At 64.3% G+C, this 12,794-nt stretch carries 14 protein-coding genes; 6 read left to right on the forward strand and 8 right to left on the reverse strand.

Annotated features, from left to right (window positions below; genetic code table 11):
* Positions 1-24 precede the first annotated feature (24 nt).
* From gcvH to gcvPB, 5 genes are read left to right on the forward strand one after another with little or no spacing between them, the layout of a single operon-like run.
* Positions 25-390 (forward strand): glycine cleavage system protein GcvH, encoded by a 366-nt coding sequence (gene gcvH, locus ACQ5ID_RS12310; RefSeq protein ID WP_429912734.1) that lies wholly within the window; start codon positions 25-27, stop codon positions 388-390.
* 16 nt (positions 391-406) lie between these two features.
* Complete coding sequence (locus ACQ5ID_RS12315; RefSeq protein ID WP_429912735.1) at positions 407-1,051, forward strand: FMN-binding negative transcriptional regulator; 645 nt, start codon at positions 407-409, stop codon at positions 1,049-1,051.
* On the forward strand, positions 1,051-2,397 hold the full coding sequence (gene gcvPA, locus ACQ5ID_RS12320) for an aminomethyl-transferring glycine dehydrogenase subunit GcvPA (RefSeq protein ID WP_429912736.1): 1,347 nt from the start codon (positions 1,051-1,053) through the stop codon (positions 2,395-2,397). Before ACQ5ID_RS12315 ends, gcvPA begins: the two co-directional genes overlap by 1 nt.
* Positions 2,397-2,783 (forward strand): DUF2513 domain-containing protein, encoded by a 387-nt coding sequence (locus ACQ5ID_RS12325; protein ID WP_429912737.1) that lies wholly within the window; start codon positions 2,397-2,399, stop codon positions 2,781-2,783. Before gcvPA ends, ACQ5ID_RS12325 begins: the two co-directional genes overlap by 1 nt.
* 2 nt (positions 2,784-2,785) lie before the next feature.
* A complete protein-coding gene (gene gcvPB / locus ACQ5ID_RS12330) occupies positions 2,786-4,366 on the forward strand; it encodes an aminomethyl-transferring glycine dehydrogenase subunit GcvPB (protein ID WP_429912738.1) in 1,581 nt (526 codons plus the stop codon).
* 2 nt (positions 4,367-4,368) lie between these two features.
* On the opposite strand, the gene ACQ5ID_RS12335 is transcribed toward gcvPB, so the two are convergent.
* Positions 4,369-5,514, reverse strand: a complete 1,146-nt coding sequence (locus ACQ5ID_RS12335; RefSeq protein WP_429912739.1) for an acyltransferase family protein — start codon at positions 5,512-5,514, stop codon at positions 4,369-4,371.
* Positions 5,515-5,827: 313 nt separating this feature from the next.
* On the opposite strand from ACQ5ID_RS12335, the gene ACQ5ID_RS12340 reads away from it, so the two are divergent.
* Positions 5,828-6,103: a hypothetical protein gene (locus ACQ5ID_RS12340; RefSeq protein ID WP_429912740.1), complete on the forward strand. Its 276-nt coding sequence runs from the start codon at positions 5,828-5,830 to the stop codon at positions 6,101-6,103.
* 72 nt (positions 6,104-6,175) lie between these two features.
* Here ACQ5ID_RS12340 and ACQ5ID_RS12345 read toward each other — a convergent pair whose 3' ends face one another.
* The 7 genes from ACQ5ID_RS12345 to ACQ5ID_RS12375 all read right to left on the reverse strand — a co-directional run.
* On the reverse strand, positions 6,176-6,670 hold the full coding sequence (locus ACQ5ID_RS12345) for a F0F1 ATP synthase subunit B (RefSeq protein ID WP_429912741.1): 495 nt from the start codon (positions 6,668-6,670) through the stop codon (positions 6,176-6,178).
* Positions 6,667-7,215, reverse strand: coding sequence for a F0F1 ATP synthase subunit B (locus tag ACQ5ID_RS12350; RefSeq protein WP_429912742.1), 549 nt, complete (start codon positions 7,213-7,215; stop codon positions 6,667-6,669). Before ACQ5ID_RS12350 ends, ACQ5ID_RS12345 begins: the two co-directional genes overlap by 4 nt.
* A gap of 107 nt (positions 7,216-7,322) precedes the next feature.
* Positions 7,323-7,550, reverse strand: coding sequence for a F0F1 ATP synthase subunit C (locus ACQ5ID_RS12355; RefSeq protein ID WP_371394125.1), 228 nt, complete (start codon positions 7,548-7,550; stop codon positions 7,323-7,325).
* Between the two features lie 49 nt (positions 7,551-7,599).
* The gene (locus ACQ5ID_RS12360; protein WP_429912743.1) at positions 7,600-8,376 is read right to left on the reverse strand and encodes a F0F1 ATP synthase subunit A; all 777 of its coding nucleotides are present in this window, start codon (positions 8,374-8,376) and stop codon (positions 7,600-7,602) included.
* Positions 8,377-8,471: 95 nt separating this feature from the next.
* Positions 8,472-8,774 (reverse strand): AtpZ/AtpI family protein, encoded by a 303-nt coding sequence (locus ACQ5ID_RS12365; protein ID WP_429912744.1) that lies wholly within the window; start codon positions 8,772-8,774, stop codon positions 8,472-8,474.
* Positions 8,775-8,899: 125 nt separating this feature from the next.
* A complete protein-coding gene (smc, locus tag ACQ5ID_RS12370) occupies positions 8,900-12,337 on the reverse strand; it encodes a chromosome segregation protein SMC (protein WP_429912745.1) in 3,438 nt (1,145 codons plus the stop codon).
* Positions 12,338-12,428: 91 nt separating this feature from the next.
* On the reverse strand, positions 12,429-12,794 hold a 366-nt coding region (locus tag ACQ5ID_RS12375), incomplete at its 5' end, for a DsbA family protein (protein ID WP_429912746.1).

Below are 12,794 nucleotides of genomic sequence, written 5' to 3' on the forward strand. Positions count from 1 at the left end.
CATTTTTTACGGGGAGTTATCACCATGACCACACGCTTCACCACAGACCATGAATGGGTCCGCCTTGAGGGCGATATCGCCTTTATCGGTATTACCCAGTACGCGACCGAACAGCTCGGCGATGTCATCAGCGTGGAGCTGCCGGACGTCGGCAAGAGCTTCAAGAAGGGCGACGAGATCGCCGTGGTGGACTCGGTGAAAACCGCCGCCGAGGTGTATGCGCCGGTCTCTGGCGAGGTTATCGAGGTCAATGACGGCATCGAGGACGCGCCCCAGATCGTCAATGACGAGCCGCTGGCCGGTGGCTGGTTCGTGAAGCTGAAAATTGCCGACGAGGGCGAGCTGGACGGGCTGATGGACGAAGCCGCCTACGCCAAGCACATCAGCTAGGGATGTTTCTGCGCTGATGGTCTATCCGCCCCGCCAGTTTGCCGTAACAGACCGGGCCGAGGCCGAGACGGTGATGTCGGCCTATCCCTTCGCCACGTTCGTGGCGAGCGGAGCGGACGGGCTGGTGACGGCGCGCACGCCGGTCGTGCTGGAGCGGGACGCGGAGGGGCGTGTAACCGCGCTGCTTGGTCATGTGTCCCGCGCCAATCCGGTCTGGCAGGCGGTGGGCGAGGGGGCTGATGCTCTCGCGCTCTTTTCAGGGCCGCGCGCCTATGTCAGCGCGTCGGCCTATCCGTCCAAGGCCGAGCATGGCCGGGCGGTGCCGACCTGGAACTATGTGGCCGCCGAGGCCCATGGACGCCTGACAGCCTTTGACGGTGCGGACGATCTTCGGGCGCTGCTGGAGGCGCTAACGGGCCGGTTCGAGGACGGACGGGCGGAGCCCTGGGCGGTGTCGGACGCGCCGCAGGACTATGTCGATGCGCTGCTGCGCGGGATTACCGGCCTTCGGCTGGCGGTCAGCAGCGTGACGGCGGTGAAGAAACTCAGCCAGAACAAGGCTGGGACGGATTTTGACGGGGTTCTGGCGTTTCTGGACGCCGAACCTGAACCCGATGCCCACCAGACGGCGGGCCTGATGAGAGAGTTGGAGCGAGGTTGATGCGCTATCTGCCGCTTACCCCTGAAGACCGCACCGAAATGCTTGGCGTCATCGGCGTCAGCTCGGTCGATGCGCTGTTTGCCGATGTGCCGCAGGCCGCACGCCTCGACGGCCCGGTAAACCTGCCCCGCCGGGCGACCGAGCTGGAGGTGGAGCGCGCCTTTGCGGCCATGGCGAAGAAGAATATCGCCGCCAGCGAGACAGCCTTCTTCGTCGGGGCAGGGGCCTACAAGCACCACGTTCCGGCCAGCGTGGACCATCTGATCCAGCGCTCCGAATTCCTCACCGCCTATACGCCCTACCAGCCGGAAATCAGCCAGGGCACGCTGCAGACCCTGTTCGAGTTCCAGACTCAAGTGGCGCGCCTGACCGGCATGGATGTGGCCAATGCCTCCATGTATGACGGCTCGACGGCGTGTGCGGAGGCCGTGCTGATGGCGGCGCGGGTGACCAAGCGCTCGCGCGCGGTGCTCTCGGGCAATCTGCACCCGCATTATGCCGAGGCGACGCGCACGCTCGCGCGCTACATGAATATCGACGTTGCCGCAGACGCGCCTGTGCCGGGCGGCCTCGATGATGTCATTAGCCAGATTGATGAGGAAACTGCCTGCGTCGTGGTGCAGAACCCGGACGTGTTTGGCGGCATCCATGATCTGCGCCCGATTGCCGAGGCGGCCCATGCCAAGGGCGCGCTGCTGATCGCGGTGTTCACCGAGATTGTCGCGCTCGGCCTTATCGAAAGCCCCGGCGCGATGGGCGCGGACATTGTGGTCGGCGAAGGCCAGTCCATCGGTGTCGGCCTGCAGTTTGGCGGGCCTTATGTGGGTCTCTTTGCCTGCCGCAATGACAAGAGCTTCATCCGCAACATGCCGGGCCGTCTGGCGGGCGAAACAATCGATGCCGACGGACGGCGCGGCTTCGTGCTCACCCTCTCCACGCGCGAGCAGCATATCCGCCGCGACCGGGCGACCTCGAACATCTGCACCAATTCCGGGCTGATGGCGCTTGCCTTCACCATCCACATGACGCTGCTGGGCGAGAAGGGTCTCAAACACCTCGCCGCCCTCAATCACGAGCGGGCGGTGGAGCTGGCTGATGCGCTCGGCGGTGTGCCGGGTGTGAGTGTCGAGACCGGCACCTTCTTCAACGAGTTCACGGTGAAGCTGCCGAAAAACGCGGCCGCCGTCACCGAAAGCCTGATCGCCAAGGGCGTGCTGGCAGGCGTTCCGGCCAGCCGCCTCTGGCCCGATGGCGGGCTGGATGACCGGCTCATCATCGCCGCGACCGAAACCAATACTGACGCCGATATCGCGCTCTTCGCGTCCGCCCTCAAAGAGGTGCTGTGATGAAGCGGGATATGGAGCTAGTCAGAGAAATTTTGCTTAAAATAGAATCAGAGATCGGAGCCGATAATTTCGCTCGTTGGTACAAAGGTAAATTAGGCGAATTAGACAAATACGATTTCGATTGTGTCTATGCGCATGTCCGCATGCTGATGGAAATTGGTTATATTAATCATCGACAGCAAGCGTTGGGCCCGGGCCAAGTGAGTGTCGGTGACTTAAGTTGGCATGGCCATGATTTTCTAGATTCAGTTCGCGACGATGAAATTTGGCGGCAGACGAAAGATGTGGCTCAAAAAGCGGGCGGTTTCACCGTTGATCTCCTCAAGCAAATTGCTGTCGGTTTGATCAAGACCCAGCTCAAGAAGCACACCGGAGTGGATATCTAACCATGGCCATGAACCAGCAGGGACGTCCCACCCGTCCGAACGAAAACGCCGCCACGGGCGGTTATGCCGACACCATCTCCGGCTCGCGCGGTCTCGATCAGGCCGAACCGCTGATTTTCGAGCGCGGGCGCACCGATCTGACCGGCGTCGATTTTCCCGAACTTAAAGGCACGAAGACGCGCCTTGGCGGGCTGGAGCGCAAGAGCGAGATCGGTCTTCCCGGCCTCTCCGAGCCGGAGGCGATGCGCCATTATGTGCGCCTCAGCCGCAAGAATTACGCGATCGATCTGGGCATTTATCCGCTCGGCTCGTGCACGATGAAGCATAATCCGCGCCTGAACGAGAAGATGGCGCGCCTGCCGGGCTTTGGCGATGTCCACCCGCTGCAGCCGCAATCGACCGTGCAGGGCGCGCTGGAGCTGATCGGCGAGCTGGCCCACTGGCTGATGACGCTGACCAATACGCCGTGCGTGGCGATGAGCCCCAAGGCCGGTGCGCATGGTGAGCTGTGCGGCATGATGGCCATTCGTGCGGCGCTGGATGCGCGCGGCGAGACCGGCCGCCGCCGCGTGCTGGTGCCTGAAAGCGCGCACGGCACCAACCCGGCCACCGCCGTTCAGTGCGGGTTCCATTGCGATGAAATCCCTGCCAACGCTGATGGCCGCGTCGACATGGAAGCCTTCAAGGCGAAGCTGGGCGATGATGTTGCCGGCATCATGCTGACCAATCCCAATACGTGCGGGCTGTTTGAGCGTGATATCAAGGAAATCGCCGATCTGATCCACGAGGCGGGCGGGTATTTCTACTGCGATGGCGCGAACTTCAACGCCATCGTCGGCCGTGTGCGCCCGGGCGATCTTGGCATCGACGCCATGCACATCAATCTGCACAAGACCTTCTCCACCCCCCATGGCGGCGGTGGTCCCGGCTCTGGCCCGACCGTGTTCTCGCAGGCGCTCGCCCCGTTTGCGCCGGTGCCGTACGTGGTGAAGAAGGGCGAGACCTGGCACATGGTCGAGCATGAGGCAGAGGCCCGCGCCGACGGCGCCGAGCCCTTCGGCCGCATGGTCGCTTTCCATGGCCAGATGGGCATGTTCACCCGCGCGCTCTCCTACATGATGAGCCACGGCTCTGACGGGCTGCGCCAGGTGGCCGAAGATTCCGTGCTCAACGCCAACTACGTGCTGGCGCGCCTGAAGCATGTCATGACGCCCGCCTTTGAGGGCACCTGCATGCACGAAGCGCTGTTTGATGACCGCTTCCTGAAAGACACGGGCGTCACCACGCTCGATTTTGCGAAAGCGATGATCGATGAGGGCTATCACCCGATGACCATGTACTTCCCGCTGGTGGTGCACGGCGCGATGCTGATCGAGCCGACCGAGACGGAGAGCAAGTCCGGCCTCGACCGGTTCTGTGACGTGCTGGAGGGCCTCGCACGGGCGGCGAAATCCGGCGATACGGCGCGCTTTGTCTCCGCTCCGGTGCATGCCCCGGTCAAGCGCCTCGACGAGACGCGCGCGGCCCGCAATCCGGTACTGGTGTGGCAGGAGAGCGAAGACCAGCCGCAAGCGGCCGAATAGCGCTACCGCTCAGGGGATCCGGTCTGTCCTGTCTGGACGTCCGGATCCTCGTGACCCGCCGGTGCGCGCTTCTGGCGGTGCGGCCCCTCAAACAGCCGGTCGCCCAGCTTTCGCGTAGCCTTCAGGGCTGGATATTCCAGCAGGCGGAACGCTGCGCCTGACACTGCGATGCACACCACCAGAGACACGATGAGGAAGGCGAGATTCGCCAGCGGTCCGAAGTCTGGCAGGACGCTCACCCATATCCGCACGAGGCCGGACAGGACCAGCAGGTGCGAGAGGTAGAGCGCGTATGACCAGTCCCCCAGTATCACCAGCCAGCCGGGCGGTTTCAGCCTGCCCTGCATCTCCAGGCTGACGGCGCCATAAACGATCAGTGCTGAAGGGACGCCGAAGGCGGCAACGCGCGCCCAGCCAGACGGGAAGGCTCCGGCGTGCTCGGGCCATATCAGCCATGCAGCGGCGGCCAGCCACAGTGCAGCGATCACGAGGGCAGTGCGGGCAAAGCGCTTCTCGCCCGAACAGATCAACATGCCGGCCAGCGCGCCCAGAATGAACTCTATCGTTAGTGGGCTCACTATCAGCGCGCCGATGGCAGGCAGGCCATCCAGCATCAGCGAGCCTGCAATCACGCATGCGGCCCAGCCCGCCAGAAGGGCGGGAAGCCAGCGCTCCGGAAAGACGAGGATCAGCGCGAACACCGCGTAGAAATATATCTCGTGGGTCAGCGTCCAGCCGACATGCAGGACCGGCAGCGCATTCTCTATCGGCCACAGGGTAAAGGACTGCCAGATATGCAGATCGGCCAGCTCCCGGTTCAGCGTGGCGGGGATGAATTGGTAGGCCGCGAGCGCGAGCGCGGTGAAGAACCAGTAGACCGGGTAGATGCGGGTGAAACGCGCATAGGCAAAGCGCCCGATAAAGCGGGCATCGCCGCGCGGCTTGCCTTGCGTGATATAGACCATCACGAAGCCTGAAATGACGAAGAACAGGTCGACACCGGCAAAGCCCAGCGTCCACTGCCCGCTGGTAACCGGCTCGGCGAAGAACCGCGCGCTGATCTGCGCGCCATGCCCGGCCAGCACAAGCAGCGCAGCCACAGCCCGTAAGGACTGCAATGCGTGAAGCGGCATGATGGCTGCGTGCATTCGGGCTCCAGATATGGCCTTGAACGGACGCTATAGAAGCGGCTGGAGGCAGGCAATCGGCGTGCGGCGCAAGCTGGCTCAATCGCGATGAGTTGTATACCCATGTGGGAACCGGCCCTTGCCGGGGCGGGTTATTCGACAGAAGAGCGCCGAGGCCCGCCTGCCGTCCGCATTTGCGCCACAATTGGCATGCGGATGATCGCCAGAATGCAACACGTGCCCGGAATCAGCTGCTGACCGCCTTGCAGCCTCTGGTCAGCGGCTCACATATGGCGGGAGGGTCCGTTCCGCGCCCAGGGAGACAGCTTTGGTCATGAATGATGCAGTCAACGAGTTCAGCAAATCCCGCATTGGCGGGATTATCGTTCTCGTGCTGCGCGCGATTGGCGTTGCGCTGGGCCTGTTCCTGATGGCGGTTTCGATTCCGCTCTTCTTCCTGCCCATCCCGCTGGGCATTCCGCTCTTCATTCTCGCTGCCCTGTTGCTGGCAGCCTCGTCGCGCACCGCCCACGGGGTCGTGACAGGCGTCCTGAAACGCTTTCCGCCGGTCTGGAACCGGGTAAAGCGCATGTTTGGCGAGAAGGACTAAAAAGTCCTCAGGCGCAAAAAAAAACGGGGCCAATTGGCCCCGTTTTCGTATCCGGTGATATGAGTACAGGCCCTAGTTCAGCCGTTCGGCCAGCTCGCCAGCGGCGTCTTTCACCAGCGCGTTACGCTGCGTCTTGGTGAGGTTTTCTGACAATAGCTTTGCCGCTGCCTCAACCGCGATGTCCGCGGCCAGCGCTTTCACGTCCTTGGCGGCCTGGGCCTCTGCCTGTGCGATGCGCTGCTCGGCAAGGGCGGTACGGCGCTCGATACGCTGGGCCAGTTCCTTGCGGGCGTTCTCGCGGATGAACTCGGCGTCCAGCTTGGCCTTTTTCACGATCTCTTCGGCTTCGCTGGCTGCGTCGCGCTGCTGGCGCTCATATTTGGCCAGCATTTCCTGGGCTTCCTCGCGCAGGCGGCGTGCCTCGTCCAGCTCGGTGCGGATGGCGTCGGCGCGGCTGTCGAGGCCCTTGGCGATGGCCTTGTGAACGCCGAAACGCCAGATAATGGCGAAGAAGGCGACCAGGCCGATAAAGGCCCAGAAAGACGTGTCCTGAAGAAGATAGCTCATCGTGCTGCCTCCTGGCCGCGAACCGCGTCTACGGCAGATTCAGCGTCTTCGCGCTTCACCTTCAGACCGGCGAGGTGCTCGGTGACCGTGCTGGCAACATCGGCCGCCACATTGCGCACTTCGGACAGGGCCGCATTGCGGGCCTTGGCGATACGCGCCTCGGCATCGCTCTGGCGCTGGTCCAGCTCGGCTTCCATCGATGCGGTTTCGGCGGCGGCTTCGCGTTCGGCTTCTGCGCGGGCTCCTGCGCCCACCGCCTGCGCTTTCGCGCGGGCATCAGCCAGAGACTTTTCGTAAGCCTTCACCGCGTCGTCGGCCTGTGTTTTCAGGCTGGCGGCAGCATCGAGATCGTCAGCAATGCGGTCTTTACGCTCTTCGATGGTCGAGCCGATACGCGGCAGCAACCAGCGTGAGAGCAGGAAGTAGAGGACAGCAAAGCTGATCGCCAGCCAGAAGAGCTGGGACGCGAAGTATGTCGGATCGAAGGGCGGGAACACGCCAGCGGCGGCGTCTTCATATCCCGCAGGTGGGCTCGGTTGTGCCATAGCGTGCCGGTCTCCTGTGAACCGCCATAACGCGCCCCTGCGTCAACCGCAGAGGCGCGTCAGTCCGTCAGGGGCGGGGCGAGCCCGTCCCGAATGCTTTCCGGTTCCTAGAACGCGAACAGGAGCAGCAGGGCGATCAGCAGCGAGAAGATGCCCATGGCTTCCGTCACGGCGAAGCCGAAGATCAGATTGCCGAACTGCGCCGGGGCTGCAGCCGGGTTACGCATCGCGCCTTGCAGGAACGATCCGAAAATATTGCCCACGCCGATGGCGGCACCCAGCATGCCCAGGCAGGCCAGACCGGCACCAATGTATCTTGCGGCTTCCGCTTCCATTGAGGTAGCTCCTTGATAGTGAAGTAGTTGGGATAACGGGATGGATGGATCAGTGATGCCCGGGATGGAGGGCGTCGTTGAGGTAGATGCAGGTCAGAACGGCGAACACGTAGGCCTGCAGGAAGGCAACCAGGAATTCCAGCGCTGTCAGCGCGACGACCATCAGCAGCGGCAGGATGCCGACCGCGGCCAGTACGCCGCCGCCCGCGCCCAGCATGACGATGAAGCCGGCAAACACCTTCAGAAGGATGTGACCGGCCAGCATGTTGGCGAACAGACGGATGGACAGCGAGATCGGACGCGACAGGAAGGAGATAATCTCGATCGGCGTCACGATCACGTAGAGCGGGACAGGAACGCCCGCCGGGAAGAAGATGGAAAAGAATTTCAGCCCGTTCTTGAACAGGCCGTATCCGACCACAACCGCCATCACCAGAAGCGCGAGCGCAACCGTGACGATGAGGTGGCTGGTCACGGTGAAGCCGTGGAAATCCGGGGCCGGGAAGTAGGGCATCATGCCCAGCATGTTGGCCATCAGGATGAAGGCGAACAGGGTGAAGACCAGCGGGAAGAAGCGCAGCCCGTCAGTGCCCGCAGAACTGCGCACCATGTCGGCGATGAACTCGTAGAGGATCTCGGCGACCGACTGGGCGCGCCCCGGTACCAGGGCAGCGCGCGAGGTCGCGATCGCCAGAAGGCCCACGGTCAGGCCCACGGCCAGCACCATGAAATAGCTGGAGTTGGTAAAAGACAGATCCAGCCCGCCCACGCTCAGATCAGCGATGGGATGAATTTCGAACTGCTTGATCGGGTTGGTGTCAGCCACGCCCGGCCCCTCGATTGTGATGCGGCGCGCCGGAAATCCGGCCAGCCCAGAAAACGTGACGTGCGCCTATCGCGACAGAGCGCGAAGCGCAAGAGCTAGTTCTGCATCGACTTCACTGCGCGCACGATATTTACCGCTCCGGCAGCGAAACCGAGTATCATTCCGGCCAGCAGCCCGAAGGGCGACCAGCCGAAAAAATGGTCTGCAAGCAGGCCGAGTCCCGTTCCGGCAAGAACACCGCCGAAAAACTCAGAGCCATAGCGTACTCCTTGAGACCAACCCGAAGGCCCGGCATTCTCTTTCGCTTCCCGCTCCTGGCGCGCCTTCAGCTTGCCGGCAAGACGGTGTTCGAAATCGTCGGGGTCTGGATTGCTCGTATGATCGCTAGGGCGGGACATGGCTGCCTGTCACTTCCCGAAAAGGACACTCCCCCCGGAAAGTGCGCGCACACTATAAGCGCGGTATAGGCAAGTCAAGTGACGGGAGGAGCGCTTCAAGGTTCTGATAAATAAGGCAATTTTGCCTATTCGGCTGCGAGGAGCGCTTCTGCCGCACGCAGGTTTACCGAGACCAGCTGGGATACGCCCTGCTCACCCATGGTCACGCCGAACAGCCGGTCCATCCGGCTCATCGTGACGGGATTGTGGGTGATGATGAGGAAGCGCGTATCGGTCAGCTCGCGCATTTCCTCCAGCATCCGGCAGAAGCGGTCGACATTGGCATCGTCCAGTGGCGCATCCACCTCGTCCAGAACACAGACGGGTGCCGGGTTTGACAGAAACACCGCAAAGATCAGCGCGGTAGCGGTGAGCGCCTGCTCCCCGCCGGACATGAGCGACATGGTCTCCATCTTCTTGCCCGGCGGGCAGGCCATGATCTCAAGGCCGGCTTCAAGCGGATCATCATGCTCGGTCAGGCGCAGCTCGGCCTCGCCCCCGCCAAAGAGCGTGGAGAAGAGTTGGCGGAAATGTCCGTCCACCACCTCGAATGCGGCCAGAAGCCGCGCGCGGCCTTCGCGCGACAGCGTATCGACGGCCTTGCGCAGGCGCGCTACGGCCTCCACCAGATCGTCGCGTTCGGCGGTCAGCCGGTCTCGCTCCGAAGTGAGTTCTTCGGCTTCCTCGTCCGCGCGCAGGTTGACAGCGCCCAGCCGCTCGCGGGACAGGCGGGTCTCGTCCAGACGGCGCTCCAGCTCAGCAGAAGAGAGGTTCGCGTACTCACTCTGGCCGGACCGGGTCTGCAGGGCTTGCGGTGTTTCACCCGTTGCATCGGCGAGGCGTTCAGCCGTTTCGGTGATGCGGGTCTGTGTGCCTTCCAGCGTGGCGGCGGCGGCGGCGCGTGCCTCGCGGGCGCTGCTGGCCTCGCGTTCTGCGGCGCGCAGGGTTGTATCGGCCTCGCGCAGGGCGGTTTCGGCGGCTTCAACCTCGGAGCGCGCCAGACGCGCGCGCGATTCGGCTTCGCCCAGCTGGTCGAAGATCACGCTGCGGCGGTCTTCCAGCCGGGCAGGGACCGCTTCGGCGTCGCCAAGGGCGCTGCGCGTCTCGGCTTCAGCACTGTTGATCCCGGTCAGGCGTTCGGCGGCGCTCTGCGCGCGGCGGGACCATTCAGCTTCCTCGCGCTCCAGCCCGGCAATGCGGTGGCGGCGGCTCTGGGCGTCGCGGCGTGCCGATTCGAGGGCGGCGCGGGCATCGGCGGCGGCGGCGCGGGCGCGCTCGGCCAGTGTACGCGCCGCTTCCAGCGCCACGCTGCCATCATCGGCGTCCATGGCGGCTTTCAGCGCGGATTCGGCGCGCTCCAGCGCGTCTTTCGCGCCACTGGCCTCGGTGTCCAGCCGGCGGGCGGTATCTGTCAGATTGGCGCGGCGCGCCTCGGCGCGCACGGCGGCTTCCCGGCCCTCGCTCAAGACCCGTTCGGTCTCTCGTACGTTCCGCTGGGCCTCATCGAGCGCTTCGCGGGCAGCGCGCAGCGCGGTTGCAGACCCGCTGGCTGACTGAGCGGCTTTGTCGTGCTCTGCACGCGCGCTGGCCTCGCGTGTCCGTGCCGCTTCCAGCTCGGCCAGAATTGTCTCCAGCCGGTTGCGCGTTTCCAGGCGGATGGCGGCGCTGGATGGCGCACCGGCATTGGCGGCGAACCCGTCCCAGCGGCGCAATGCGCCTTCCATCGTCACCAACCGCTGGCCGGGCTTGAGCAGATCGGCCAGCCGGTCGAGATCAGCCTCGTCAACCAGACCGATCGATTCCAGCCGCGCTTTCAGCGCTGACGGTGCGTCGATAACTTCGCTGAGCGCCGTCACGCCGGAGGGAAGAGCCGGGGGCAGGGCGCTCGTTCCGGTCCAGCGGCGGGCGGCTTCTGCTGACAGCCCGGCCTCCAGATCATCGCCCAGCGCGGCGGCCAATGCCTTTTCGGTGCCGGGCTTTGCGCGCACCTGCTCAACCAGCCCGTCATCATTATCGCCCGAGGCGACCAGACGGCGCAGGCTGTCGGCTTCACGTGAGAGCGATTGTGTTTCGGCTTCCGCCGCGCGCAGGGCATCGCGGGCGGTGTTGGCCGCATCGGTCTGTGTCTGGGCTGCTTCTTCTGCCTCGGCGAACGCCTCAGCGGCCTTCTCGGCGGCGATACCGGCCTCGCTGACTGCGCTTTCCAGCTCCTGAAGGCTTGGGCCGTCAGACTCGGGCAGTTCGGCGGCGCGCGCGGCGGCCTCGTCGGCCTCGCGGCGCAGTGTTTCGTGGCGGCGGCGGGCATTGTCGGCATCGCGCCGGGCCGCTTCGCGGGCCGCTTTCACCTCGGCCAGGCGCGCGCTGGCTTCGTCCAGCTTCTGCTCGGCCTGGCTGCGCCGGGTTTCGGCATCTGTCATGGCTGCTTCGGCTCTGGCCTGGGCTTCAGCATCGCCGGCCAGCTCGTCCTGCAGCGTCTTGAGCGAGGTGCGCACGCGCTCCAGTGATTGCGCCGCTTCCTGTGACAGTTCCGCTTCGCGTGCCTTGTTGACCGCCAGCTCTTCCAGACGCGCTGTCAGCCGCTCGATATTGGCTCTGGCCTGATCGATATCGCGCTCCAGCGTGTCGCGCTCGCGTTCGAGAAGACGTAAGGCGGCGGAGGCTTCTGCCTCGCGTTCGCGCAAGGGGGCGACGGCGTTGGCCGCTGCTTCGGCAGCGCTGGTGGCTGATGCGGCAAGGCTGGCGGCGTCCGCCACCAGGGCTTCGCAGGCGGCCAGATGCTCGCGGGCGCTGATTGCCGCCTCACTGGCTTCATGCCAGCGGCGCAGCCAGAGCACCGCTTCCAGCTCGCGGATATCGGCCGACAGCTTGCGGTAGCGCCCTGCCTGCCGGGCCTGTTTCTGCAGGCCCTCATAGCGGCTCTGCAGCGTATCGACGACTTCCTGCAGCCGGTCCAGATTGGTTTCAGCCGCGTTCAGGCGCAGCTGGGCTTCGTGGCGCCGGGCGCGAAGACCGGCCACGCCAGCAGCCTCCTCAAGGACCCGGCGGCGGTTTTCCGGCTTGGCGTTGATCAGCTCGCTGATCTGACCCTGACGTACGAGGGCGGGCGAGTTCGCGCCGGTGCCTGCATCGGCAAAGAGCAGCTGCACGTCCTTGGCGCGCACTTCCTCGCCATTGATCTTGTAGTCAGAACCCTTGCCGCGCGTGATGCGGCGCGTGACTTCCAGAATATCCGCATCGTTGAAGCGGGCCGGTGCGCGGCGATCCGAATTGTCGATTGAGAGGATCACTTCGGCGCGGTCGCGGGCCGGGCGGGTCGCCGTGCCGGAGAAGATGACATCTTCCATCCCGCCGCCGCGCAGTGATTTGGCAGAAGTTGCCCCCATCACCCAGCGCAGGGCTTCGAGCACGTTGGACTTGCCGCAGCCATTCGGGCCGATAACGCCGGTCAGCCCCGCATCAATGCGCAGCTCCGCCGGGTCGACGAAGGACTTGAAGCCTGTAACGCGCAGACGGGTGAACTTCACCAGACGCCTCCAGAAACCCGCCTGAAGCCCCGCGCCGCTGCTTTGCAGTCATCCGCTACTGGCTTCACCATGCCACCGAACCGCGAGGGAGCTATTGCTCGTCGCGAGACCGGAAATACTCGATGATTCGCGAGAAGGTGTCGCCCGTGAATTGCGCCGGGATGAAACCCTGATCGTCCTCAATGGCCGCATTGCCCGCAAAATACACCACGCCGGAGCCGTCCGGCGCGCGGTTGGCTTCCACCCGCTCGCCATTGATGATGAAGGTCGGGGTCGCATTGATGCCATCACGCGCGGCGCGCTGATTGGACTCGTTGATGGCGTCTACCGCGCTCTCATCGGACATGCAGGCGCGGAATTCCTGGTCAGACAGGCCGGCAGAGCGGGCAATGGTCTGGAATTGCTGGCGGGCCTGACCGCGCTGTGCCGCCATGAAGATGGCCTGCTGCTGCTCGAA

It is taken from the genome of Glycocaulis sp., assembly GCF_050485565.1.
GTDB lineage: Bacteria > Pseudomonadota > Alphaproteobacteria > Caulobacterales > Maricaulaceae > Glycocaulis.

Excerpts from the sequence above, each read along its gene's own strand:
- ACQ5ID_RS12355 (WP_371394125.1), bottom strand. The coding sequence starts at position 7,550 with ATGGAAGCGGAAGCCGCAAGATACATTGGTGCCGGTCTGGCCTGCCTG.
- ACQ5ID_RS12350 (WP_429912742.1), bottom strand. The coding sequence starts at position 7,215 with ATGGCACAACCGAGCCCACCTGCGGGATATGAAGACGCCGCCGCTGGC.
- gcvPA (WP_429912736.1), top strand. The coding sequence starts at position 1,051 with ATGCGCTATCTGCCGCTTACCCCTGAAGACCGCACCGAAATGCTTGGC.
- ACQ5ID_RS12335 (WP_429912739.1), bottom strand. The coding sequence starts at position 5,514 with ATGCACGCAGCCATCATGCCGCTTCACGCATTGCAGTCCTTACGGGCT.
- ACQ5ID_RS12315 (WP_429912735.1), top strand. The coding sequence starts at position 407 with ATGGTCTATCCGCCCCGCCAGTTTGCCGTAACAGACCGGGCCGAGGCC.
- ACQ5ID_RS12365 (WP_429912744.1), bottom strand. The coding sequence starts at position 8,774 with ATGTCCCGCCCTAGCGATCATACGAGCAATCCAGACCCCGACGATTTC.
- ACQ5ID_RS12340 (WP_429912740.1), top strand. The coding sequence starts at position 5,828 with ATGAATGATGCAGTCAACGAGTTCAGCAAATCCCGCATTGGCGGGATT.
- ACQ5ID_RS12345 (WP_429912741.1), bottom strand. The coding sequence starts at position 6,670 with ATGAGCTATCTTCTTCAGGACACGTCTTTCTGGGCCTTTATCGGCCTG.
- gcvPB (WP_429912738.1), top strand. The coding sequence starts at position 2,786 with ATGGCCATGAACCAGCAGGGACGTCCCACCCGTCCGAACGAAAACGCC.
- gcvH (WP_429912734.1), top strand. The coding sequence starts at position 25 with ATGACCACACGCTTCACCACAGACCATGAATGGGTCCGCCTTGAGGGC.
- ACQ5ID_RS12325 (WP_429912737.1), top strand. The coding sequence starts at position 2,397 with ATGAAGCGGGATATGGAGCTAGTCAGAGAAATTTTGCTTAAAATAGAA.